Origin of the sequence: Halostella sp. PRR32 (genome assembly GCF_034808085.1) — an archaeon.
GTDB lineage: Archaea > Halobacteriota > Halobacteria > Halobacteriales > Natronoarchaeaceae > Halostella > Halostella pelagica.
In genome coordinates this window covers 59,011-82,634 of record NZ_JAXHGL010000002.1, presented here as the reverse complement: position 1 = coordinate 82,634, position 23,624 = coordinate 59,011, and the positions used below count along the sequence as shown (strand labels likewise).

At 65.3% G+C, this 23,624-nt stretch carries 22 protein-coding genes and 1 tRNA gene; 9 read left to right on the top strand and 14 right to left on the bottom strand.

Annotation, left to right across the window (positions count from 1 at the left end):
* Nucleotides 1–2: 2 nt before the first annotated feature.
* Together SM753_RS05610 and SM753_RS05605 are read left to right on the top strand one after the other, a co-directional pair.
* Nucleotides 3–1,253 carry a hypothetical protein gene (locus SM753_RS05610; RefSeq protein ID WP_323190869.1) on the top strand — a complete coding sequence of 417 codons (1,251 nt, stop codon included), beginning with the start codon at nt 3–5 and terminating at the stop codon, nt 1,251–1,253.
* On the top strand, nt 1,246–2,502 hold the full coding sequence (locus tag SM753_RS05605) for an antibiotic ABC transporter permease (RefSeq protein WP_323190868.1): 1,257 nt from the start codon (nt 1,246–1,248) through the stop codon (nt 2,500–2,502). Before SM753_RS05610 ends, SM753_RS05605 begins: the two co-directional genes overlap by 8 nt.
* Before the next feature lie 198 nt (nt 2,503–2,700).
* Here SM753_RS05605 and SM753_RS05600 read toward each other — a convergent pair.
* Nucleotides 2,701–2,774 (bottom strand) — tRNA-Ile (locus SM753_RS05600).
* 84 nt (nt 2,775–2,858) lie between these two features.
* The gene (locus SM753_RS05595; protein ID WP_138798105.1) at nt 2,859–3,368 is read right to left on the bottom strand and encodes an FxsA family protein; all 510 of its coding nucleotides are present in this window, start codon (nt 3,366–3,368) and stop codon (nt 2,859–2,861) included.
* A gap of 115 nt (nt 3,369–3,483) precedes the next feature.
* On the opposite strand from SM753_RS05595, the gene SM753_RS05590 reads away from it, so the two are divergent.
* Both SM753_RS05590 and SM753_RS05585 read left to right on the top strand, forming a co-directional pair.
* The gene (locus tag SM753_RS05590) at nt 3,484–5,130 is read left to right on the top strand and encodes a DUF255 domain-containing protein (protein WP_323190867.1); all 1,647 of its coding nucleotides are present in this window, start codon (nt 3,484–3,486) and stop codon (nt 5,128–5,130) included.
* A 61-nt stretch (nt 5,131–5,191) separates the two neighbouring features.
* Entirely contained in the window at nt 5,192–5,995 is an 804-nt protein-coding gene (locus SM753_RS05585; RefSeq protein ID WP_135535634.1) for a TrmB family transcriptional regulator, read from the top strand.
* Between the two features lie 429 nt (nt 5,996–6,424).
* Here SM753_RS05585 and mptA read toward each other — a convergent pair whose 3' ends face one another.
* Together mptA and SM753_RS05575 are read right to left on the bottom strand one after the other, a co-directional pair.
* Nucleotides 6,425–7,360 carry a GTP cyclohydrolase MptA gene (gene mptA, locus SM753_RS05580; RefSeq protein WP_323190866.1) on the bottom strand — a complete coding sequence of 312 codons (936 nt, stop codon included), beginning with the start codon at nt 7,358–7,360 and terminating at the stop codon, nt 6,425–6,427.
* Nucleotides 7,361–7,525: 165 nt separating this feature from the next.
* Nucleotides 7,526–8,350, bottom strand: a complete 825-nt coding sequence (locus SM753_RS05575; RefSeq protein ID WP_135535636.1) for an NAD(+)/NADH kinase — start codon at nt 8,348–8,350, stop codon at nt 7,526–7,528.
* A 201-nt stretch (nt 8,351–8,551) separates the two neighbouring features.
* Here SM753_RS05575 and SM753_RS05570 point away from each other — a divergent pair, with 201 nt between their 5' ends.
* Nucleotides 8,552–9,691, top strand: a complete 1,140-nt coding sequence (locus SM753_RS05570; protein ID WP_323190865.1) for a KaiC domain-containing protein — start codon at nt 8,552–8,554, stop codon at nt 9,689–9,691.
* 272 nt (nt 9,692–9,963) lie between these two features.
* Entirely contained in the window at nt 9,964–10,206 is a 243-nt protein-coding gene (locus tag SM753_RS05565; protein WP_323190864.1) for an amphi-Trp domain-containing protein, read from the top strand.
* Here SM753_RS05565 and SM753_RS05560 read toward each other — a convergent pair.
* Together SM753_RS05560 and SM753_RS05555 are read right to left on the bottom strand one after the other, a co-directional pair.
* The gene (locus tag SM753_RS05560) at nt 10,203–10,631 is read right to left on the bottom strand and encodes a universal stress protein (protein WP_323190863.1); all 429 of its coding nucleotides are present in this window, start codon (nt 10,629–10,631) and stop codon (nt 10,203–10,205) included. The two genes, SM753_RS05565 and SM753_RS05560, sit on opposite strands and share 4 nt — an antisense overlap.
* A 34-nt stretch (nt 10,632–10,665) precedes the next feature.
* Nucleotides 10,666–12,501 (bottom strand): ATP-binding protein, encoded by a 1,836-nt coding sequence (locus tag SM753_RS05555; protein WP_323190862.1) that lies wholly within the window; start codon nt 12,499–12,501, stop codon nt 10,666–10,668.
* A gap of 367 nt (nt 12,502–12,868) precedes the next feature.
* On the opposite strand from SM753_RS05555, the gene SM753_RS05550 reads away from it, so the two are divergent.
* The gene (locus SM753_RS05550) at nt 12,869–13,213 is read left to right on the top strand and encodes a hypothetical protein (RefSeq protein WP_135535640.1); all 345 of its coding nucleotides are present in this window, start codon (nt 12,869–12,871) and stop codon (nt 13,211–13,213) included.
* Between the two features lie 51 nt (nt 13,214–13,264).
* On the opposite strand, the gene SM753_RS05545 is transcribed toward SM753_RS05550, so the two are convergent.
* The 4 genes from SM753_RS05545 to SM753_RS05530 all read right to left on the bottom strand — a co-directional run bounded on the left by SM753_RS05545 (nt 13,265) and on the right by SM753_RS05530 (nt 17,236).
* Nucleotides 13,265–14,938 (bottom strand): bacterio-opsin activator domain-containing protein, encoded by a 1,674-nt coding sequence (locus tag SM753_RS05545; RefSeq protein WP_323190861.1) that lies wholly within the window; start codon nt 14,936–14,938, stop codon nt 13,265–13,267.
* The gene (locus tag SM753_RS05540; protein WP_323190860.1) at nt 14,938–15,396 is read right to left on the bottom strand and encodes a response regulator; all 459 of its coding nucleotides are present in this window, start codon (nt 15,394–15,396) and stop codon (nt 14,938–14,940) included. The genes SM753_RS05545 and SM753_RS05540 overlap by 1 nt, the downstream gene beginning before the upstream one ends.
* Nucleotides 15,393–15,671 carry a hypothetical protein gene (locus tag SM753_RS05535; RefSeq protein ID WP_323190859.1) on the bottom strand — a complete coding sequence of 93 codons (279 nt, stop codon included), beginning with the start codon at nt 15,669–15,671 and terminating at the stop codon, nt 15,393–15,395. Before SM753_RS05535 ends, SM753_RS05540 begins: the two co-directional genes overlap by 4 nt.
* Nucleotides 15,672–15,943: 272 nt before the next feature.
* Entirely contained in the window at nt 15,944–17,236 is a 1,293-nt protein-coding gene (locus tag SM753_RS05530) for a DNA double-strand break repair nuclease NurA (RefSeq protein ID WP_323190858.1), read from the bottom strand.
* A gap of 129 nt (nt 17,237–17,365) precedes the next feature.
* Here SM753_RS05530 and gpmI point away from each other — a divergent pair, with 129 nt between their 5' ends.
* The gene (gpmI, locus tag SM753_RS05525; RefSeq protein ID WP_323190857.1) at nt 17,366–18,880 is read left to right on the top strand and encodes a 2,3-bisphosphoglycerate-independent phosphoglycerate mutase; all 1,515 of its coding nucleotides are present in this window, start codon (nt 17,366–17,368) and stop codon (nt 18,878–18,880) included.
* On the opposite strand, the gene SM753_RS05520 is transcribed toward gpmI, so the two are convergent.
* The gene (locus SM753_RS05520; RefSeq protein ID WP_323190856.1) at nt 18,881–19,276 is read right to left on the bottom strand and encodes a hypothetical protein; all 396 of its coding nucleotides are present in this window, start codon (nt 19,274–19,276) and stop codon (nt 18,881–18,883) included.
* A gap of 101 nt (nt 19,277–19,377) precedes the next feature.
* Here SM753_RS05520 and SM753_RS05515 point away from each other — a divergent pair, with 101 nt between their 5' ends.
* Entirely contained in the window at nt 19,378–20,127 is a 750-nt protein-coding gene (locus tag SM753_RS05515) for a bifunctional helix-turn-helix transcriptional regulator/GNAT family N-acetyltransferase (protein ID WP_323190855.1), read from the top strand.
* On the opposite strand, the gene nadC is transcribed toward SM753_RS05515, so the two are convergent.
* From nadC to nadA, 3 genes are read right to left on the bottom strand one after another with little or no spacing between them, the layout of a single operon-like run.
* Nucleotides 20,106–20,924, bottom strand: coding sequence for a carboxylating nicotinate-nucleotide diphosphorylase (gene nadC, locus SM753_RS05510; RefSeq protein WP_323190854.1), 819 nt, complete (start codon nt 20,922–20,924; stop codon nt 20,106–20,108). The two genes, SM753_RS05515 and nadC, sit on opposite strands and share 22 nt — an antisense overlap.
* 2 nt (nt 20,925–20,926) lie before the next feature.
* The gene (locus SM753_RS05505; protein ID WP_323190853.1) at nt 20,927–22,453 is read right to left on the bottom strand and encodes an FAD-dependent oxidoreductase; all 1,527 of its coding nucleotides are present in this window, start codon (nt 22,451–22,453) and stop codon (nt 20,927–20,929) included.
* On the bottom strand, nt 22,450–23,586 hold the full coding sequence (nadA, locus tag SM753_RS05500) for a quinolinate synthase NadA (protein ID WP_135535650.1): 1,137 nt from the start codon (nt 23,584–23,586) through the stop codon (nt 22,450–22,452). The genes SM753_RS05505 and nadA overlap by 4 nt, the downstream gene beginning before the upstream one ends.
* Between the last annotated feature and the right edge of the window lie 38 nt (nt 23,587–23,624).

Here is a 23,624-nt window from a genome sequence, read left to right as displayed (position 1 = left end):
CTATGCAGGACACCGCGCCGCGGGTGATGGTTCTCGACGGCGACTACGACAACGCGATCCAGGTCGCGACGGAGGTCTCGTCCGACCTCGACGCGGTCGTCATCGGCGTCGGGACCTCGACGGAGAGCAGGTTGCTGTGCTCGAAATACTGCGATGTCGGCGCGACGGTTCCGACGACGGGCGAGGGCTATGGCGAGGCGCTGCTTGACCTCGTCAGGGAGTACCGCCCCGACATCGTGATCCCGGTCGGCTACCGTTCGGTGACGGCGCTCGACGAGGTCTGCGACCGCCTGCCGGACGGCGTGGCGCGCTGTCTCCCGCCATCGCGGGCGCTGTCGGCGGCGGTCGACAAGCAGCGAATGCTGGAACTAGCGTCGGAACTTGGCATCGACACCCCGACCGACTACACCGACGTCGTCGTGAACGCAGACGAACGAACCCCCGACGCAGTTCGAGACCTCCCGTATCCGGTGTTTCTCAAGGCGCGCCACGAGTGCGGAGAGAACGTCACCGCCGTCGTCGACGACGCGTCGTCGTTCTGGTCGACGTACGAAGAGCTGGCGGCCCGGGCCGACGACGACGTTCTGGTTCAGGAGTGCATCGACGACCCGCGAACCTACGGCTGCGGCGTCCTCTTCGTCGACGGGTCGTTGCAGATGCTGTTCGAACACGAGGAACGACGGTCCGTCCCTCGCCAGGGCGGGAGCGGGACGCGCGTCGGTATCTTCCGCGACCCGAGGCTCGAAGCGGCCTCGCTGAGGCTCCTCCGGGCGCTCGACTGGTCCGGGTTCGCACTGGTCGAGTTCAAGCGCGCGGACGACGGTTCGTACGTTCTGATGGAAGTGAATCCGAAGCTGTGGGCGTCCTACGCGCTTGCCAGCCAGTCCGGCTACCGGTTCGTCTCGTCGATGGTCGCCGAAACGCTCGACATTTCCTGGGACAGTCCGACGAGTCCGGACCAGACCGGCGAGATGGTGTTCCCGCTACGGGAACTCCACTTCGCGCTCACGCACGCTGACGAATCGCTGTTCAGGTCCGCCGTGACGATGCTGTGGCCGCCCGCGCAGTGGGACGTGCACTTACACGACTTCCGGTCCTGGTTCACGCTCCCGACCGACAAGGCCGATACCGGGGAAGTGGGATCCGCACCGACCGGGGACGGGAGTACGTCAGACGAGGACGCTACCGCCTCGCCGGACGAGGGGCCGTCGAACCGTCTCACCGGCACCGACCCGAGGTCCGAGCATGACTAACGCCGTGGTCACCGACCGCACCGACCGCACCGGCCGCGTCCCGTCCGACGAACTCGCCGCTCGGACGCTCCGCGACGCGCTCGCCTACTCCCGAGAGCAAGAGTACACCGGGTGGGACTACTGCGACGGACTGAGCAGCCGCTTCCTGCGGGCGCTCCCGGTCGAGAACAAGTGGCTCAACGTCGTAGTTCAGGAGACGGTCAAGCGCTCACCGGTCAACGTTCGGCCGCTGTTTCTCGTCGAGCAGCGGCGTAACTTCATGGGTGCCGGCCTGTTCGCCACGGCGAATCTCGTCGCCGAACGCCTGGCCGACGCCGGCGTCCTCCGGGTATCGGGTGGGGTGGACTACGGGGCCGAGGCGGAGTCGCTCGTCCGGTGGCTCGTCGACAACCGGTCCACGGGCTACAGCGGGTTCTGCGGCGGTCACAAGCACCGCATCCAGACGCTCGACGCGCTCGGACGGCCGAACGACCCCTCGGTCGTCTCGACTGCGCCCGCCGTACGCGCCCTGCTCGGGGCCGCCGAGCGCGACCCCTCGTACGCCGACATCGCGCGCTCCGCCGCCGACTTCGTCGTCGACGACCTGCGGTACCGCGACACCGACACCGGTGCGGTGGTCGACTACCACGTGCAGGACTCCGACGAGTACTACACCGTCAACGCCGGCGCTATCGCCGCCCGCCTCCTGCTCGACCTGTACGAGCGATTCGGCGACGACGAACTCCGGGAACGGGCGACCGCTATCCTCGACCACGTCGCCTACCTCCAGACCGACCGCGGCGGGTGGCACTACCGCGACCCGCCCGACGCCTCCCACCTCTCGATGGACAACTTCCACAACGGGTTCGTCATCGAGTGCTTTCTCCGGTACGCTGACCTCGTCGGTTCGCGGTACGACGACACTATCGACGACGCCCTCGCGTTCTACCGGACGCTGTTCGACGCCTCCGGCGCGCCGGACTGGGACGAGTCGTCGGCGTACCCCCGCGACGTTCACGCCTGCTCGCAGGGGATTCTCGTCTTCACCTACGCTGGCGAGGCTGACTTCGCCCGGCGGATCCTCGACTGGACGCTCGACGAACTGTACGCCGGCGACGGCCGGTTCTACCACCGGAAAGGGCGTTTCTACACGAAGCGGACGACGCTGATGCGCTGGTGCCAGGCGTGGATGTGCTACGCGCTGGCGGAGCACCTGCGAGTGACTAGTGGTGTGGGTGGTGTGGCTGGCGTTCCAGAGGGTGTTCGGTGAGTTTGTCTCTTCGGCGTGTCAGTTCCGTGTTGTGGTGCTGGAACGGTCGGCCAACGCGAATTCGAACTAACCCAGACGGTCGTTTACCTCGTTTGCGCTGAGACGGGTCCTTCACATCCGTTCAAGTACACAACCCGAGGACTCAGTATCGCGAGTATATGATACGCGGTACTCACGAGGTAATTCGACGGAAAATGATGGGCCAACGCGGATTTGAACCGCGAACCTCCCGGTTATCAGCCGAGCGCTCAACCTAATTGAGCTATTGGCCCGTTCGAACGCATTTAGCGGTTGTCGGTGGTATTGTTTAAGAGTTTCCTTCTTGCAGTGTCGCTGACCGGTCCGCCGTCGGTGTGTTATCGGGCCGTCTCGTCGTCGTCGAGATCGACATCGTAAGCGTCGTTGCCGAGGTCGTAGGTGTCCTCGGACGCGTTGCCGTCGTCGGAATCCGGGAACCCGAAGGTGTACACGTTACCGGTCGCGAACCCGCCGGTTTTGTCCTCGATGTACGGCGTGACGACCCAGCGCTTGAGCGCGCCGCGGATCAGCGCCCGGGTCGGTGGAATCGCGAGCAGGAAGCCGATGGCGTCAGTGACGAGGCCGGGGGTGAGCAGGAAGGCTCCGGCGGCGATGAGAAGGCCGCCATCTAGCAGTTCGTTCGTCGGGGGACTCCCCTTGCCGAGCGTCGTCTGTAGTTTCCGCATGGTCCGTCGCCCCTCCGCGCGGACGAGGAGCATGCCGACGAGCGCAGTGAGGACGACGAGGAGCACCGTCTCCAGGCCGCCGAGCAGTGCAACGGCGACGTATACGAGAAACACCGCATCTAGCAGTGGGATCAACAACAGGGCCAGCAGCCACCAGAGCATGCATGTTACTTCCAGTGCCGGCCTCAAAACCCTTTATCCCGACCGTCGCGCGAAGCGCCAGCGGCGAGCGGTCGCGGTGCGAAGCCCTTACGCCGCGGCGAACCAACCCGGAGATATGGACGACAGTGCTGCGGCCACGCGGGTCGAGTGGCGCGAGTGGGGACCGGACGCGTTCGCGGCGGCCGACCGCATGGGCAAACCAGTGTTGCTCTCGCTCGCCGCGACCTGGTGTACCCACTGTCACGAGATGGACGAGACGACGTACTCCGAGCCCCGAATCGCCGCGAACGTCAACGACGGGTTCGTTCCGGTCCGCGTCGACGTTGACCGCCACCCCCGGGTCAGCGAGCGGTACAACATGGGCGGGTTCCCGTCGACGGTGTTTCTCACGCCCGACGGCGAAGTGCTCACCGGCGCGGGCTATCTCGGTTCCGACGGGATGCGCCAAGTCATCGACAGCGTTCGGGAGATGTGGGACGCCAAAGGGATCTCGGCGGGGAGCGTCCCACGTTCGGTGCAGGGCAACGACACGCCATCGGGTGAGATAACCGACGACGTCGAGGGTCGGATGGTCGGCCAGCTCCGCGCCGCGTACGACGAGACCGCCGGCGGGTGGGGGAGCGACGCGAAGTTCCCGATGCCCCGGACCGTCGAGTTCGCGCTGAAGCGGGAGCGCGACCAGGCGCTGCGCAGTCTCAACGCCATCAGCGCGAACCTGCTCGACGATTACGCGGGCGGCTTCTACCGGTACGCGACCGAGAGCGACTGGAGCGGTATCCAGTACGAGAAGGTGCTGGACACGAACGTGTCTCTCGTTCGCGCGTTCGCCAACGCCTATCTCTACACCGGGAAAGAGGAGTATCGCGACCCCGCCGAGAAGACTCTGGAGTTCCTGACGACCACGCTGTGGACCGGCGAGGCGTTCGCCGGCAGTCAGGCCGCGGGCGAGAGCGCGGAGTACTACGCGCTGGACCCGACCGAGCGCGAGGACGTGCCGGAACCGTCCGTCGACGACACGGTGTTTGCGGACTGGAACGCCCTCGCTGTCGACGCTTTCCTGACGTACTACGCCTACACCGACGACGACCGGGCCCGACAGTACGCGGAGCGAACCCTGGAGTACGTCCAGACGGAACTGATCGCGGACGACCGCGTGATCCACTACCGCGACGGCGACGAGACGGGCGAACGCGGCCTTCTCTCGGACCACGCCCGCGTCGTTTCGGCGCTCACGACGGCCCGGCAGGTTCTCGGCGCGGACACCCTCGACGCGGCCGAGCGTCTCGCCGACTACGCGCTCGACGAGTTGCGTTCAGCGGGGTCGTTCACGGACGGTCCCGCGAGCGGACCTGCGCTCCTCGACCGACCGCTTCGGCCGCTCGACGCGAACGTCGAGTTCGCCGACGCGCTGCTCGACCTGCACGCGCTCACCGGCACGGAGCGCTACCGTGACGCCGCCCGCGACGCCGTCGAGGCCTTCGCCGGCGCGAGCGACCGGTTCGGGCCCCAGGCCGCCCACTACGCGGCGGTCGCGACCCGCCTGCAGCGTCCCGACCTCACCATCGCCGTCGCGGACGATGCGGGGTCGGACCTGCACCGTGCTGCCCTTCGGATGGCCGACCACGAGAAGGTCGTGATCCCGGACGCGAGCGGCGACGCGTACGACCGCGGTAACGCCTACGTAGTGACAGACGACGGCGTCTCCGACCCCGCGGCGTTGCCCGAGGAACTCGCCGCCCTCGTCGCCGAGCGCGTCGACTGAAACATAATCCCGAATACAAACCTCCGGTGCGTTTATGTTTCTCCGGCCCCGTTCCTCCAATATGTCGAGTTTGAGGGATCTCGGGCTATCTGAGTACGAAGCGCGCGCGTATCGAGCCTTGCTCAACACCGGTCCGACAACGGCAAAAGAGTTGTCACGCGCCAGCGACGTGCCGATGGGACGTATCTACGACGTTCTCAACACGATCGAACAGTACAACCTCGTCCGGAGTCAGACCGCGAGTCGCCCGAAGAAGTACGTCGCCGTCGAACCGTCGACGGCGCTCGACCGCTTGCTGGAGGACAAGAAGCGCGAACTGGACGAACAGGCCGAACAGTACGAGTCTATCGTTGACGACCTGAGCGACGAACTCGACGCTGCCGACCCCGTCGAAGAGCAGTTCTGGACCGCCGCCGTCGGCCCCGAAGAGACGACCGACCTGCTGCTCGAACGGCTCACGGCGGCCGACCGACGGCTGGTGATGGTCGCTACCCACCGCTCGCCTCAGTTCGACATCAGCGACGTGGGCGTCCTCATCACGGACCAACTCGAAGAGGCGCTCGACCGCGGCGTCGAGATAGACCTCCTGATGACGCCAGGCCTCGTCGACTCGCTCCCCGAAACAGTCGGCAAGCGATACCGCCGGACGCTATCGACTCATCCCGACTTCAGCGTTCGGACTAACTCCGACATCAGCGGCACGTTCAACCTCCTCGACGGCGTCGAGGTCTGTATTCAGGTTCCCAACCCCCTCGATACCGACGAACCGTTCGCGATGATCGACCTGAAAGACCCCGAGTTCGCCGCCGACATTCACGAGAAGTTCCTGCCGCGGTGGGAGGAGGCGGAACCTCTCTCGTTCTAAAGAAAGCCCTTGCTCGGCCTTGGCAGGCCTCGCTGCGCCCTTTTAATGTGCTCAAAAACGGCGCACCGCGCCGTTTTTGGCATGCGAAAAACGCCTTCGGCGTTTTTCAGCACCGCCACCAGAATCGCTTCGCGATTCTCGCTACGGGCCGCCAGTTTGCGCGAGTCTCCGGGAGAGCAACGCTCTCCCGAACCGTCACTCGCTCCGCTCGCGATGACGCCGGCGGCCGCTGGCGCACGCTCTGAGTGCCTGCCCTCCCCCGTCTTCTGACCGCGCTCACTCCGTTCGCGCAGGACAGCGTGGCCGCGCCTTCTGATGGATTGGCGACCGATCTGGTGACCAATACGGTCAAGACCAAACTGGAAAACGGTTCGACTGTCGCTGGGCGACGTTACACGACCGCAGTGATAGGTAGAGAGAAGAACCGGATTACTCCTGCATCGCTTCGATCTCGCGGCGGACGGTACCCATCTCGACCTGTCGCTCGGCGTGGGCGTTGTGCTGGTGGATCGACTCGTCGTTGGACTGTTTCATCGTGAGGACGGCGTCGTCGGGCAGGTCGGGGAACTCGGTCACGACCCCCTCGGCCATCGAGCGGACGCAGTCCTCGACGAACTTCGCGTTCGCGTGGGCCTCGTAGGTCATGTGGTCCTCGTCGGGCCGCTTCGCGAGGTTGTAGATGCGGGCGCTCATGGAGTCGCGGGCGACCTCGATGAGGTCGATGAGGTCGACTTCGGGTGCGCCCTCGCTCTCGACGGTCAGCGTGGCGTGGCCGCGCTGGGCGTGGCCGGCCTGCGGGACCGCTTGCAGGAACTCCTTGACCTCGCTCTCTTCGACGCCGAGGTCTTCCAGTTTCTCCCGAGCGCGCTCGCTCATCATGCGTTGCGAACAGGGACAGACGGTCATGCCCGTGACCCGAGCGCCGATCTCCTCGGTCGTGCCGTCCTCGGTCGCCGTGGCGCTGGCGATGATGTCTACGGTCCCCTGCGTGGGTTTCTTGCTCTCGGGCGTCTCGTCCTTGACGACGAACTCGGCCTCCATCGACACCTCGGCCTTGCTTGTGTAGTCGTGTTTCTCCAGTAGTCGCTCGGCGGCGTCGCCGCAGACGTCCTCGGTGCGGTACGTCTCCTCGCTGACGGCCTCTTCCAGCACCTCGTCGATGACTTCCATGTTACGGGACATGTCCGCACCTTTCCGCCAACTCGGAAGGTCGACGAACACTTCGAACTCCGCCATCAGAACGATAGGCCGCTTGCCGTTTCGCGCGATCTTCACGAGTTTGTCGACGCCGGTGACGCCGACCTGACTCAGGCCGACAGTGACGTCGGGCCGCGACGCCTGCACGTCCGGCAGTTGCTCACTCATTGAATACGCCTAAGGAAAGTATCCGATTAGGCCTTTCGAAACCGGGAGTTCTGTCGAGTCCCCTGTTATAGCCGTCACTGAAAGTCACTGCACACCTGCTCGCACGACAGCGATGCGATCAGCGTGTGAATCGTTTCAGTGACTGCTATATCGAGCGGCGCGAGGTCAGTCGAGTTTGTCGAGCGCCTGGAAGAAGTCGACTTCGGGCCCGGCGATCCGAACTGGCCGGTCGGCTCTCGACACACGGACTGTCGCGGGCAGCGACAGTTCCCGCTGAGTTCGGCCGTCGCTTATCGCGTATCCCGCTGGCGCGTCGTCGACGTGTACCGTTACCTCGCTGTCGTCGCCGGTGACCAGCGGCGGCATCCCGTCCGCTGCACACATCTCCGTGACGACGAGCGCGCCCAGGCCGGGCCTGACGAGCGGCCCGCCCTCGCTCAGGTTGTACGCCGTACTCCCGGTCTGTGTGGCGATCAAAACGCCGTCCGCGTGACCGCTCGTGTACGTCGCCCCGTCGACCTCGACGGTGATATCGGCCCCCTGTCCCGGCCCGCGTTGCTCCCCCTGAACGACGACCTCGTTGATCGCGGGGTCGAGCGACCAGTTCTCGCTCTCGGCCTGCAGCCGAGGTACCTCGCGGTGTCTCACCGTCCCCGTCTCCCGAAGCCGCCGCACCTCCTCCGCGACGGCATCGACGGCGTCACCGGGCGAGACGGCGTTGAGGAACCCGACTTCACCGAGGTTCACGCCCATGATAGGCGTCGACCCCGCGCCGCGGGCCGCGAACAGGAACGTCCCGTCGCCGCCGATGCTGACGACGAGGTCGCAGTCGCGCATGCGCTCGGCGGGGACGCCCTCGACCCGGAGACGCTGGGCGGTCGCGTCGTCTATCAAGCACTCGACGCCCTCGTCGACCAGCCGGTCCCGGATCTCACCGACGAGTTCCGCGGCGCTATCGTTGCCTTTCTGCCCGACGAACCCGACGTGCATGTATCGCCGTTGCCGGCGCTGGGTGAAAAACTCCCCGCTGGCAACAAGGGTTATTTAGTTACAGAAGTCTACGCTTACGTAGTACGGACACGTCCAAACCGCTCGTGTCCCCCGAACCGTCATGCTGAGAGAAACCTCACGCGTCCGACCGGACGACCGTGCCCGCATCTGCGGATTTGTCGGTCTGTCGGGGTGGACGCCGTGACCGAGAACGCCGACGACTGGTTCGAGCAAGCCATCGGGTCAGACGCGGACGAACGGGAGTCCGAGGAGAGCAGCGACGAACCCACGATGGACGACAGTTCGACGACGGTCGAGGACCATGATTCGCCCGACGATCCGTCGACAGATTCGGACAACGACGAGACGGACAACGACGAGACGGACGAGCCGCTGTTCGAGGATGACTTCGCGTCCGCACTCACCGGCTCCGAATCGGATGGGGTAACCGGCGAAAGCGAAACGGACGACGCCGCCGGGTTCGGCGAATCTCTGGCCGTGGATGACGACCCAGCGGTCGACCAGGATTTCGGTATGGGCGGTGAGTTCGGGGACGATGACCTCGGCGGCGGGTTCGGCGGTACCGACTTCGGTAGCGGCGGCGGGTTCGGCGACGAGTTCGACGACGAGGAGTTCGAGTCTGAACTCGACCGGATCGACCTCGGAATCGACGGGTTAGACGAGATGATCCAGGGCGGCGTCCCGGAGCGCTCGCTGATGGTGACCATCGGGAGCGCCGGGACGGGAAAGACCACGTTCGGGCTACAGTTTCTCCACCAGGCGCTCGAACAGGACGAACGCGCCGTCTACATCACGCTCGAAGAGAGCAGCGAACGCGTCGTCAACAGCGCGACCGAGAAGGGGTTCAAATTCGACGAGTACGTCGAGAACGGACAGCTAGCGGTCGTCGCTATCGACCCTATCGAGATGGCAAACAGCCTCGCCTCCATCCGGAGCGAACTGCCGCGACTCATCGAGGAGTTCGAGGCGACTCGCCTCGTCCTCGACTCAGTCTCCCTGCTGGAGATGATGTACGACGACCGCGCCACCCGCCGCAACGAGATATACGACTTCACCAAGAGCCTGAAACGCGCCGGAATCACGACGCTGATGACGAGCGAGGCCAGCGAGGACAACGACTACGCTTCCCGTCACGGCATCGTCGAATACCTCACCGACGCCGTCTTCGTCCTCCAGTACGTCCGCCCCTCGGACTTCCGCGAAACCCGCCTCGCCATCGAGATACAGAAGATCCGGGACGCCAACCACTCCCGGGAGACGAAGCCCTACGAGATCACCGGCGAGGGGCTGAGCGTGTATCGGCAGGCGAATATCTTTTAAGACGACTTTTTTCGCCTCGGGCGTGCTCGCTCAGCGAGCACACCACTCGGCCAAAGAACATCGATCAAAAAAGGCCGTTCACTCGCTTCGCTCGTTCGCGGATCTATTGCCTGACTCGTTCGCAGGCCTGCCCTCCCCCGAGTCGCGCAACGCTCGGCGCTCTGCCTCGCGCCGCGCTCCCGGCCGCAACGTTCCGTGTTCACCCCCGCCAGCCCTCGGAGCCAACGTGTAACGGGTCCATTCTTTTCCGGGTCTTCGTCGTATCCCACGACATGGTTCAGCGGACGGATGCAACTCAGCGGATGAACCGGGAGGAGATGGGGGAGTACCTGCAGCGCCTCGGCGAACAGATGGCCGACGAGGGACCGATAAGCGTCCCGGTCGCTAACCGACGAGTCCAACTTCACCCCGCGGAGGCCATCAGTTGCGACATCGAGGTGGTCGAGCGGTCGACGCTGTTGCGGGGCGACCGCGAGACGATATCGCTGGAGATAAGCTGGAAACCGCAGGGCTAGCGCACGACAGTCACCGGAACCGGTGAGCGCCGGATCACCGTTTCAGCGACGCTTCCGAGGAGGATACGGGAAACGCCGGTCCGACCGTGGCTTCCCGTGATAATGTGGTCGATGTCGTTTTCCTCCGCGTACTCGACGACGGTGTTTGCCGGACCGCCGACTTCGACTGTCGTCTCGACGTCCACGCCGGCGCGGTTCGCCCGCTTTTCGGCCTCTGAGAGCGTCTCTTTGGCCGAGTCTCGTGCCTGTTCGTACCACTCCTCGGGGTAACTCGGCACCGCGGCCTGCGAACCGTACCCTGCCTCTCCCGGGTCGATAGCGTTCAGTATGACCAGGGTCGCGTCCCGATGCTCGTCAAGCGCGTATTCGAGGGCGCTTTCCGACTGCGGCGACCCGTCGTATGCTATGAGTATTTTTTTCGTCATGTACTCGTATACGCTCTCCGAGAAGTAAAAGCCCCTACTCCCGCCCGTGTTTGGTCAGGCACTTCGGGAGGCCGATGAGTTCGACGGGTTCGGAGTTGTCGGGCGAGTAGACGACCATCTGGCCCTTCTCCATGTACGGAACCTTCCCCTCTAAGTTCGACGGGATGTTAACCGACGAGATGGCGTCCTCGTCGCCGAGATTGAGGACGACGGTCGTGTTTATCTGCTTGAACACGGAGTCCGCGATATCCTGTGGGTCCTGAGTGATGAGAAAGAGCCCCAGTCGTTCCTTGCGGCCCTGCTTCGCCGCTTCGGTGAACTTCCCGATGACCTTCCGGGCCTGAACGCTCTCGGCGTCCGTGAGGAAGTTGTGGGCCTCGTCCATCCCGACGACGAGCGGCGTCTCCTTGATCCGGTCGTACGTCGGCGCGTTCGACAGTTTCTGGTCGATGAGCAGGCTGGAGACGGCGAGAACGATGACCTCGGTTGCCCGCGTATCGTTGACGTGGTACGTCGGAACGACGGTGAGGCCGCCGGGACGGACCAGTTCCGATATCTGCTCGGTGATCGGGCGGGCGTCGCCGTCGAACACGTCGCCGAACCCACGGACCCGGCGCTTGACTGCGTCGAACGTCGCTTCGTGGACGGACCCGCTCTCGTGGAGTTCCTCGCGTAGCGCCGGGTCGTCGAGGAACGAGCGGAACTGCTCGTAGGTGCCGCCGTCACCGTACTGTCGGAAGAAGCGGTCGACCAGCACGTCGAGCGCGTTGAACTGGTTGTCGTTCAACTGTCCGCCCGCGATGAGCCAGCGGTTCGCCTTCACCATCGAGAACGGGATGGTGAACTCGACCTGCTCGGCGCGGTGGTGGTCCGCGCCGTAACTCGTCCCGTCGACCACCGGAACCAGCGCCTTCGTGTCGTCGTGACCGCCGTGAGCGATCCCCTCGCGTTCGAAGCGGCGGCGGTCGGCGTCCTCGATGGCCGGGTTGTCGTCGTGCATCTGGGCGTACTCGTCCTGCGGGTCGAACTGCACGACTGCGGCGCGGGCCTGCCGGCCGTCGTCCATCTCGTACGTGCGCTCCTCGGACAGGAACTGTCGGAGCGCGTTCTTCGATGCGTGAGTCTTCCCGGACCCTGTCCCACCGGCGACGAGCGTGTGCCGGAAGACGAGGGGGTCGCCGTCCTCGTAATCGTCTTTCAGGCGGTAGTCGATGGTCGGCGGTTCGGCGGCAGTCCGGACCTTCTCGCCGCCGACGGAGAGGTGGCCGAGAAACACGCCGTCGTCTGGCATCTTCAGACCCGTTTTGATCTCGGAAGCGTCGGTCGCTTCGCGGACGGGCGTCTCGGGTTTCGGCACGCGGTCGGTCATCCGGCGCTTCAGTTCGTCACCGTCTTCGTACAGGATCGCGACCGGTTCCAGCGTCGCCAGGAACTTGTAGTCCGCCTCGTCGATGCCGTCGCTACGCATCGCCCGCCGGGCGTGGATCTCCGTGGCGTCGTCGCTCCGGTACTCCTGGACGTACTCCAGGGCGGTGATCCGGCAGAACAACTTCTCGCCGGCCGTCCCTCGACCTCCGCCTTCGTCGGGGTAGGGGACGAGCAGGTACTTCCCGATGCGAACGTTGGGGCGGTTGGCGGCCGTCACGTACGCACGGAGCGTCGTTTCGTCCGCTTCCTCGCCGATACAGAGGCCCTCGGAGACGGCGACCGTTCCGACGCCGCGGTCCTCGCCCGCGACGCTCGCGTCGACCTCCTCGAACGCGTCCGTCTCGTCGCCCGCGGCCGCCGCGGCGTCGGCAGTGTCGTCCGCAGACGCTTCCTCCGCGTCCTCCGCGGAGTCGTACTCCGTGTAATCTCCCAGGTCGGGCATACCCCTGACATGCGAACGTTCTGTTAAAACCTTTCTCACGTCGCGATAGGGTCTGCGTGTTTCTTTCGGCCACGCTGTCAGATCACTCGTGATCCGACACACGAGCGGCCCACCGGGTGGAAATGGGCGAAAGTACAGTAGTCACTGCAACGGTTTACACGCTGATCACATCGGCGTCGTGCGATCAGGGTGCAGTGACTGTCAGTGACTCCGATAGGTACGCACGACCCTATCAGCTGTGCGGGGTGTATCGCCGTCGCGCCAGCACGGGCCGCAGGCGCTGTGTTACTCGGTGTCCGAGCGGGGAGACCGCCACCGCATCGGGAGCATCCATAGCCTTATTCCTCGCCCTGACATACGCCGGGCTATGTTACTGGTCCGCGGCCAGGCCGGCGGCACCGAGTTGACCGGCACGCTGTACGAGCGCGGCGAGCGCGCACCCTCGTTCAAGGGTGCGCCCGACGAAGACGCCCCGTACGTGTGGGTTTGCGACGAGTTCTACGAAGTCGAGAGCGGCGGCACGACACAGGAGATAAACGGGCGCGAACTCCAGATCGCTTTCGAGTCGCCGATGCCGCGCGGGTTCGACACGCGCGAGCAAGGGCTCGACGCGGCGAAAGAGTACATCCGCACGCAGTTCGCCCGCATCGGCGTCAGCCGTGACGACGTCGAGGTCACAGTCGAGAAAGAAGAACCCGGAGCGGAAGTGTAACGACCGACCTCCTACGGCGAGAGAGTCCCGGCGTGAACGCTGGGGAGGATGTCATTGTCCGGAGTCTGTTTCGTCCGCCCCGTCTTCGAACACGGCGTCGAAGAACTTCCGTTCGGCTGTCCGAAGGTGCTGGGCGAGCGTCGACGGCGAGATGTCGAGCTTTTCGGCTACCTCCTCACCGGTACTGGCTCGCGGCCAGTCGAAGTGTCCGGCGAAATACGCTGTTTCGAGCGCAGTTCGTTGCTTCTCCGTGAGTCGGGTTTCGAGTATCGAACGAGGGTCAGCCACCTCCTCGTCGTGTTGCTGGGCTGTTCGTTTCGCGAGAAGCGTCGCTCCGGGACAGTGTTCCACCACCAGGTCGGTCAGTTTGCGCGTGTCCCGGCCCGGGGGGAACTCGACGAGGAACCTGAACTCCCCGTCGCTGATCGTGACAGAGTGGAGGCGACCGCCGTGGGTGGCGACCGCCTCGTACAGTGAGCGACCTGCGGAAGTCGACAGTTCGAACTCGATCTCGTTGGCTCGCTCCGCCAGGAGCCGGTAGTTGTCGACCGTCTCTGACCGCTCTATCGCGTCTCCGAACTGATCCGGGGAGACGTTGCTCGCCGTTCCGTACGCGGTGAGAATCTCGTTGCTGTGCAGCAGGTTACTGATATTTATCTGACACGACTGATCGGTAGAGAGACGAACCAGTTCCTCGGCGAACCCGTCGGCCTGAAACTCCAGTTGGAAGACGGTGTCGCTCATCAAGGCGTCCTTTCGCTCGATGGCGGTGATCGCGTGCCCGACGACGTCGCCAAGTCGCCCGAGGATCTGCGTCTCCGGTTCGGAGAAGGCGTTTGCGGATTTGGCGTACACGTTGAGGACGCCGTAGAGCAGGTCCTCGTGACCGATCGGGATCGCCGCCGACGAGCGATAGCCGCGCTCTTTCGCCTGCTCGCGCCACGGTTCGAACTCGGGGTCCGTCTGTGCGTTCTGCATTACCTGTACCTCGTGTATCTCGACGGCCCTTCCCGTCGGTCCTTGGGCGGTAGTATCGTCATCGACCGTGATGGTGATATCGTCGAGATACCCCTCTTCGACTCCCGCCGCCACCTGGGGCGTGACCTGGTTGGTTCCGCGGTCGATGTACCCGATCCACGCGAAATGATAGGCGTCCGATTCGACCAGTCGCTCACAGACCGCCGCTTCGAGTTCGTCGCGCGACGACGTCGTGATGACGCTGTGAGTGATGTCCTGGCTGATCCTGTTGAGGCGATTCAGAGACTCCAGTTGCTTGTTCCGACGCCTGCGCTCTCGCGCTTGACGGGATCGTTCGACAGCGTAATGGATCGAGCGAACCAGCGCGTCGCTCGTCACGTCGTCTTTCACGAGATAATCCTGCGCGCCGTGTTGGATCGACTGTACGCCGACGCTCCGGTCGTTTAACCCCGTGAGAACGATCACCGGCGTCATCTCCGCTGATTCGACCATCTCGGACAGGGTGTCGAGTCCGGTGCTGTCCGGTAGGTTCAGGTCGAGGAGGACGACGTCGGCAGCGTTTTCGGACAGAAACTCCAGGCCGTCGGAGAGGCGATTTTCGTGTCGTACGTTCGGAACGACTGGATCCGCCTCGTCAGGGTCGACGCGCTGGAGGAGTTCTTCCGAGTCCTGAAGCATTTCCTCGAACAACCGTGCGTCGCCGGGGTTGTCCTCGATCAGGAGGACTGTGAGTTCACTTTCCTGCATTATGCCTCCTCGTGTGCCGGTAGCCGGACGACCGAGAGCCAGAACGCTTTGAACGACCGTACGGTTCGGATGAATTCGTCCGGGTCGACCGGTTTCGTGAGATACGCGTTCACCTGTAGTTCGTAGGACCTGATGACGTCCTCTTCGGCGTCCGAACTCGTCAGGATGATCACGGGAATCGACGAGAGAGAGGGGTCTTCGTTGATTTCTTCGAGCACCTCGTCACCGTTCTTGCGCGGGAGATTGAGGTCGAGAAGCACGATATCCGGCATGGGAACGTCCTCGTACCCGTCACGACGGTACAGATAATCCAGCGCTTCGATCCCATCGGTCGCGACGTGGAGCGTGTTGGATATCTGTCCCTCCTTGAACGCCTCCTTCGTGAGTCGGATATCGCCCGGATTGTCCTCGACGAGCAGAATGTCCGCCGAGTCGTGCGAACAGGCCCGTTCACTCACCGTGACCGCCCTCCCGGAAACGCGAACGAGCGTGTCGCCCACGTCCACGGTCCGGACGCGACTCGACTGTCGCCCTCTCGCCGTCCGACGGACGCTAGTCGGGCGCGAGTCCGATCCGTCGACACGTCCGGTTCACGGGGGATGTCTCTCACCCTTCGGGCGTTGCCGTCGGTGTCGAGAGGACGACGTGCGATGTGGCCCCCGGTGGCGTACCGTGTCGCCAGACCGGGCGCGGTGGCGTCGTCCGGGCCCCTCGCTCGAAGTCCGTCGCTCATCCTCCGTTGCAAAGCCGCCAGGCGAAATAAAACTTAAGGTAGCAAAGTAGATCGCCGTATCGAACTGGATTCGTACAGTATTCTCTGCGGATATGTGTATAAATCTGGCATAGATAGATCTGCGACCGTCAGAGACGGGTCGGAGACACGGCGAATCGCTCGCACACAGAGGCTCTGTCCTGTCACCGGCACTGTGTATCGCCATCACGTCGGCGCTCTGATCTGTTTCGCAGGTCGGATCCCGATCTCGAGACGGGCAAGGAGGGGCTCGGTCACTCCTCGTTCCACCGCAGGTCGTCGTACCTCCGGAGTTCCTCGGACCCTAACGACCGCTCGAACGCCCGACGGAGCGACTGTTTCCCCTCACGGCTGATCCGCGCCAGCGCGTCGGCCTTGTGAACCGCGGCCGGCGGCCCGCGCTCGGCTGCCACCTCCGCGAGTATCTGGCGTTCGAGGCGGCCGCGGGTCTCGGCGTCGCGGGTGAACTCGTACGGCGCTTCGATCTTGTACAGGACATCCTCACGAGGGTCGTAGACGACGAAAAACGTCACCTCGTACGCCTCGGGGTCGAGTTCGCGCTCGATGCCGAGCGCGTCGCCGTCCGCGGCGAGCGTGCGGTCGGACCCGCCGCGGGAGACGAACCAGTTGGTGAACGTCAACTGGTCGGTACGGCGGTTGGATCCGGGGGCCTCGTCCGACGACTCGCGGTTCGACGCGTCGCGCGTCCCGCCGGGTTCGTCTCGTCGCTCCAGCAGTCGGGTGAAGAAGGCGGTGTCGTCGACCCAGGGCGCGGCGACACCTTTCTCACCGACCGTCCGCGTGATCAGCTTGGCGGAGGGGTTTTTCACGAACCCGACCAGCGGCGTGTTCTCGTCGACGAACTGCTCGACCAGTCGAACGTAGTTCTCGACGATGGCGTTCGGTTTGGCGTCGTGAGCCAACTCGCGGAGTTCGGCGTCCCGGTCCTGCCAGTTCAGCAGCTCTTTCGGATACAGCGGGCCGTCGAGCACAAGCAGATCCGAGACGCGGTCGGCGTGTTCCAGCGCGTGCTCGCTCTCCGCGAGATACAGCGCGAGCGCGTGGACGACGCCCTCGGTGAACCGACTCACCCGCGGCGCCTGGAGGACGCGCCGGCGACTGTACCCGTCGTCGTACTGCACCCAGTTCTCGGGCAACTGGACGGTTATGTCGCTGGCGTGGACCGTCGCCACGAGGCTCCGCGAGCGGTGCAGGTCCAGGTCCGAGGGGCAACCGCTCATCGCGGCCTGCGCGACGTCTAGGACCAGCCCGTTCTTGAACGTCGTCGGGTTGATCGTCCCCGAGTCGAGTCCGTGCGTCGACGGGAACGGCGGGTCCTGCAGGGCGGCCGCTTCCACGTCGATACAGCGGCGGCGTCGCTCTCCGATCGGTTCCACCACCCGCCGACCCGCGTCGTCGACGAGGGGGTCGAGGAAGTCCGTCCACACTCGCTCCGCGAGTTCCCGGTGGTCGCCGTCGTCGACGTCTTGGCTTATCTTGCGGGCGAGTTTCGCAATGCCCTCGAAGTGCACCGGGTCGAGCGTCATTCGTCACCCCGATTCGCCCCCACTACGAAAAAGCCAGCGGAGATACCTGTGGTATACTGTACGTTTTCGGCCGGAGACGGATCGGCCGCAAGCGAAGAGTAGTTACCGCACCGCACTGACCTGTCGCGTATGGACGCTGCAGTCATCGTTCTCGACGGGTGGGGCCTCGGTGATCACGCGAGGAGAGACGCCGTGAAGGCGGCGGACACGCCCAACTTCGACGGCTACGCCGAGGCGGGAGCATACGGGACGCTGAACGTCACGGGGCGGCGGGTCGGCCTCCCGGAGGGACAGATGGGTAACAGCGAGGTCGGCCATCTGAACATCGGTGCCGGACGCGTCGTCAGACAGGAGTACACGCGTATCACGGACTCTATCGAGGACGGGTCGTTCTACACGAACGACGCGCTCCAGTCGGCGTCGACGTACGCCGAGGAACACGACGGACGTGTTCACTTCATGGGACTGGTCAGCGACGGCGGGGTCCACTCGGATTACGAACACCTGTTCGCGCTGATCGAGATGGCGGCAAAGCGGGACATCGAGGCCGTCACCCACGCGTTCATGGACGGCCGCGACACGGACCCCACGGCGGGCGCGGGCTATCTCCGCGACCTCGAAGAAGTCATCGAGGAACACGGCACCGGCGACGTCGCAACCGTCTCCGGACGGTACTACGCGATGGACCGCGACCAGAACTGGAACCGGACGAAACGAGCGTACGACGCCATCGTGAACCGTGAGGCCGACCACGAGTCGGCCTCCGCTATCGCCGCCGTCGAGGAGTCGTACGACCGCGGCGATACCGACGAGTTCGTCGAACCGACGCTCATCCAGGGCGAACCGGCGCTGGAGGACGGCGACGCGGTCGTCTTCTTCAACTACCGCTCGGACCGCGCCCGGCAGCTAACGCGGATGCTGGCCGACATCGACCCCGTCTGGGAGTTCGAGACATCGCCGCCCGATGTCGAGGTTGTGACGATGACCCAGTACGACGAGACGTTCGACCTACCGGTCGCCTACCCGCCCCACCGGCCCGAGGACACGCTCGGCGAGGTGCTTGCAGACCACGGCCGCACGCAACTGCGCATCGCCGAGTCCGAGAAGTACCCCCACGTCACCTACTTCCTCAACGGCGGCCACGAGGTGGAGTTCGACGGCGAGAAGCGGAGCATAGTCGAGAGCCCGCCAGTGGCCACCTACGACATGCAGCCCGAAATGAGCGCCGAAGGCGTCACGGACGAGGCCATCCGCATCGTCGATGCGGACGACCCCGACGTGCTCGTGCTCAACTACGCAAACCCGGACATGGTCGGTCACACCGGCAACTACGAGGCCGCCATCACGGCCGTCGAGGCCGTCGACGAGCAGTTGGGGCGGCTGGTCGAACATCTGACCGGCCGCGGGGCGAACGTCCTGATCACCGCGGACCACGGCAACGCGGACGACATGGGGACGGAGGACGAACCCCACACCGCACACACCTACAACGCCGTTCCGATCGTCTACCTCTCGCCGGACGGGACGGACGCCGGACGCGCGATCCGCGGTGGCGGGTCGCTGTGCGACATCGCGCCGACGGTGCTGTCGCTACTGGGCGTCGAGCAGCCGGCCGCGATGACCGGCGAGAACCTCCTGAAGTGACTACAGCGCCGGCCGCTCCCGTCCCGCGGGCGGGAGTGCCTGGGCGAGTACGACGTACGCGACGGTCGCGACGAGCAGGCCACCGGCGATGGCGACCGGGCTGTTGATCTCGGCGAAGCGCCCCACGAACATCGCGACCGTCCCCACGGAGAGGCCGAACCCGAGTGCTCCCGCGTGAACGCCGCCCAGAGACGGGACGTTCGCCGCTTCCTCCCCTCGCGACATAACGTACGCGAGGATGTGATACGAGGCGATCCCCTCCGCGAGGAGGAGTACTCCCGCGAGCAGGAAGTCCTCGAACAGGAAGTACGCGACGAAGGCGAACGGGACCCCGCCGAACGCGCCGAACGCTTTCGCTACCAGCTCAGCCTGCCCGTCGTTCGCATCAGCACTCATGATTTCTCGTTCGTTTTTTCTGAACTTAATCAGTTTCGGACTGTATCGCAGCGGTTGCGGTGGGGGTACCTCTATACTCTCTCGGTCCGAATCGCCCGTCCATGTGGACGTTCGACCGCCCGGCGTTCGACACCGAGGCTCGCAAGCGGGTCTTCGCATACGTGGAACGCCACGGCGAAACAGACCCGTCCGCGGTCGCGTCGGCCGTCGGCATCGATCCGGAGAGCTTCCACCATCACGTCACCGTGCTCAAGCGCGACGGCTATCTGGAGGACGCAGACGGGAAACTGCGGGTCGCTCGCGACCCCGGTGAGGCCGAAGAACACCGTGAGGCGGGCGTTGCCTACACCATCCGTCCGGCCCGAGAGGACGACCTGACCGGACTGGTCGGCGCGATTCGAACGGTGGCCGGCCAGCGGACGGACATCGTCGCCGAGACGGTCGCGGAACAACTCGACTACGAGGACGCGCTGCTCCGGCACAACGCCGTCCAGACCCGCGTGTTCTTCGTCGGAACGGTGGACGACGAGGTGGTGGGATGGGCACACGTCGAAGCGCCCCAGTTCGACAAACTCGCCCACACCGCGGAGGTAACTCTGGGCGTCCTCGACGGGTATCGCCGGCACGGTATGGGGAGTCACCTCCTTCAGCGCGCGTTGGAGTGGGCGGCGTCGAACGACTACGAGAAGGTGTACAGCAGTCTTCCGGCGACGAACGAGGTCGGCGTCGAGTTCCTCCACTCGTTGGGCTGGGAAACCGAAGCCGTCCGCACGGACCACTACAAGGTCGGCGAAGCGTACGTCGACGAGATCATGCTGGCGAAACGGCTCTACCCCGTCCGGAACGAGTAATCGAGACTCGGCGCGGAGTGGGTCAACGACCCCATCGAGATGACGTCGACGCCGGTCCCAGCGTACGCGGGCACGTCCTCGACGGTGATGCCGCCGGACGCCTCGGCGAGAGCGTCCGGGTCCGCCTCGCGAAGCAGTTCGACCGCCTCGGCCGTCTCTTCCGGCGTCATGTTGTCCATCAGCACGATGTCGGCACCCGCCTCGGCGGCGCGAGGCGCGTCGGCCGGCGTCTCCACCTCCGCTTCTATCTTCGTCGCGAACGAGGCTTCTTCACGGAAGTGCGCGATAGCGTCCTCCAGCCCCATCTCCGCCGCGTGGTTCTCCTTCACCATCACCATGTGCGAGAGGTCGAGTCGGTGGGTGTCACCGCCGCCCGCGGCGACCGCGCGTTTCTCGACGCCGCGGAGGCCGGGCGTCGTTTTGCGGGTCCCGGCGACAGCCACCTCGTCGTCTACCGTTCGCGCCGCGTCGACGGCCGCTCGCGTCTTCGTCGCCACGCCGGAGGCGTGCCCGGCGACGTTGACCGCGACGCGCTCCCCGCGGAGGACGGACCGGGCGTCGCCCTCGGAGACGAGGACGGTTTCGCCCGGTTCGACGCGGTCGCCGTTCTCGACCCGCCGCTCGGCGTCGACGCCGAGATACTCGAACACCGCTGTCGCCGCGTCGAGACCGGCCGCGACGCCCGCTTCCGTGGCGACGAGGCGTCCCGTCGTCTCGCCGGGCACGTCGTTCGTCACGTCGTGATGGCCCAGGTCCTCCCGAAGCCAGCGGTCGACCTGCCGGTCGGTGACCGGCATGGTCAGTCGTCCACCGGCGCGGTCGCGTCCGGCGGTTCGAGGTAGTGACAGCCGACGGACTCCTCGTTCTCCGCGGCGGCGCGGGCGACGAGCAGGGCCGTGACGCTGGCGTTGCGTAGCTCGTACAGATCCCGAGCGGTCCGGGTGCGGACGTAGGCGTCGACCTCTCCTTTCAGCCGCCGGAGGACGGCCGACGCGCGGCGGAGGCCGTCCGGCGTCCGGCGGATACCGACCTGCTCTTCCATCACGCGACGGAGGCGAGTGAACTTCTCGTCGGCGAACCGTTCCGGGAGGTCCGGGTCGCTGTCGAGCAGTTCGGGCGGTTCGCTCTCGATTATCTCGTTTCCGACTGCCGCCTCGCCGGCGCGGAGGCCCCACACCAGCCCTTCGAGGAGGCTGGTGCTTGCAAGGCGGTTCGCGCCGTGGACGCCCGTCCGCGCGCACTCCCCGACGGCGAAGAGGCGGTCGAGGCTGGTTCGGCCCCGGTCGTCCACGTCGATGCCGCCGCAGAGGAAGTGTTCGCAGGGGGCGACGGGAATCCCGTCGGTCCAGTCGACTCCGCGTTCCTCGCACTTCTCGGCTAGATCCGGGAACTCCCCGGCGAAGTCGAGAGGGGACACGTCAAGGACTACTTCCCCCGTTTCCGTGCGCTCGGCGTCGACGGCGCGGGCGACGACGTCGCGGGGGGCGAGTTCGGCGTCCTCGTGGTAGTCGGGCATGAACCGCTCGCCGTCCCCGTTGCGGAGGTGCGCACCCTCGCCGCGGACGGCCTCGCTGACGAGGAACGTGCCGTCGCTTCCCGTTCCCTCGCTTTGTGCCTCGCGACCAGCGTACGCCGTCGGGTGGAACTGCACGTACTCCATGTCGGCCACGTCGGCCCCGGCGAGCGCCGCCATGGCGAGGCCGTCACCGGTCGCGCCGGGCGGGTTCGTCGACCGCCGGTAACACGCGCCGATCCCGCCCGTTGCCAGCACCGTCGCTCCCGCGAACGCCGGTTCTCCGCCCGGTTCGCTGTCCAGTAGCGCGCCGTGAACGCGGCCTTCGTGCGTGATCAGATCGAGCGCGGCGGTGTCCTCGCGGATCCGGATCCCGTCGCGCTCGTCGAGGTAGTGGAGAAACGGTCTGAGAAGGTGTTCGCCGGTACTCGCGTCGACGTGGAGGATCCGGGACGTCGAGTGGCCAGCCTCGCGGGCGAAGTCATAGCCCGCACCGGACGTATCGAACTCGACACCGAGCGTGTCGACCAGGACATCGCTGACGGCCGCGGGCGCGTTCTCGACCAGCACGTCGACGGCGTCTGCGTCTGCCGTGTCCGCGCTCGCGGCGAGGATATCTTCCGTGAACGATTCGGGGTCGCCCCGGGTGGTGGCGATACCGCCCTGGGCCCAGTCCGTGCTGGCACCGTCCGGTCGCTCGGCTTTCGTGACGACGAGGACATCGGCCCCCTCACGGGCCGCGGCGAGCGCCGCGCTACAGCCCGCTATCCCGCTTCCGACGACGAGGACGTCCGCAGTGGTCGGGTCAGTCATGCGATGTCGAGCATCCGGTCCATGGCCAGTTCGGCCAGTTCTTTCTCGGCCGGCGCGACCTCGATGACGTTTCGCTCCCGGCCCGCGACCAGTTCCTCCAGCACCCACGTCAGGTAGTTGGGGTCGATCTGGCGCATGGCGTTACAGTCCATGCAGGCGTCCCCGCAGAGGGGGACGACGTTCACTTCGGGGTGCCACCGCTGCAGGTGGTTCGTCAGGTGGATCTCCGTCCCGATGGCCCACGTCTCGCCGGGGTCGGCGTCGGCGACGGTCTCGCAGATAGTCGCCGTACTCCCGGCCTTGTCTGCCGCTTCGACGACTTCGCGGCGGCACTCGGGATGGACGATGGCTTTCGCGCCGTTGTACTCCTCGCGAACCGCCTCGATGTGTTCGACGCGGAACCGCTCGTGGACCTGACAGTAGCCGTCCCAGAGCACGATGTCGCTGTCGGCGACCGTCGCCGCGTCCTTGCCGTCGGGGTCCCAGGGGTCCCACTCCGCGATGCTGTCTTCCATCCCGAGTTCGTGGGCGGTGTTCTCGCCGAGGTGCTTGTCCGGGAGAAAGAGCACGGTGTCGCCTTTCTCCAGCGCCCACTCGAACACGTCAGGGGCGTTCGACGACGTACACACCGCGCCCCCTTGCTCGGCACAGAAGGCCTTCAGGTCGGCGTAGGAGTTCATGTACGTGATCGGGACGATGTCGTCGTCTGGTGCCGCTGCGGTTATCTCCGCCCACGCCGAATCGACCTGGAGGGCCTCGGCCATGCCGGCCATCGGACACGACGCCTCCATCGACGGGAGGATCACGGTCTGGTCGTCGTCGGTGATGATGTCTGCGCTCTCAGCCATGAACGTCACGCCGCCGAAGACGACGTATTCGGCGTCAGCATTGGCCGCCTCAACCGATAGCTGATAGGAGTCGCCGACGAAGTCGGCGTGCTCGACTATCTCCCGGCGCTGGTAGTTGTGACCGAGGATGACCACGTCGTCGCCGAGCGTCGAAAGCGCCGCCTCGATACGCTCCGTTCGTTCGTCTGATTCGAGTTCCCGGTACTCCGGCGGTAGCTGTTCGAGATTGTCGTACTTGAACAGACTGAGGTCGGTTTCGATGTCCGCAGTTTCCATTTCCGGCATTGGTTGGATCCTATGGGTGATCCTATGTCGGTAGTGCG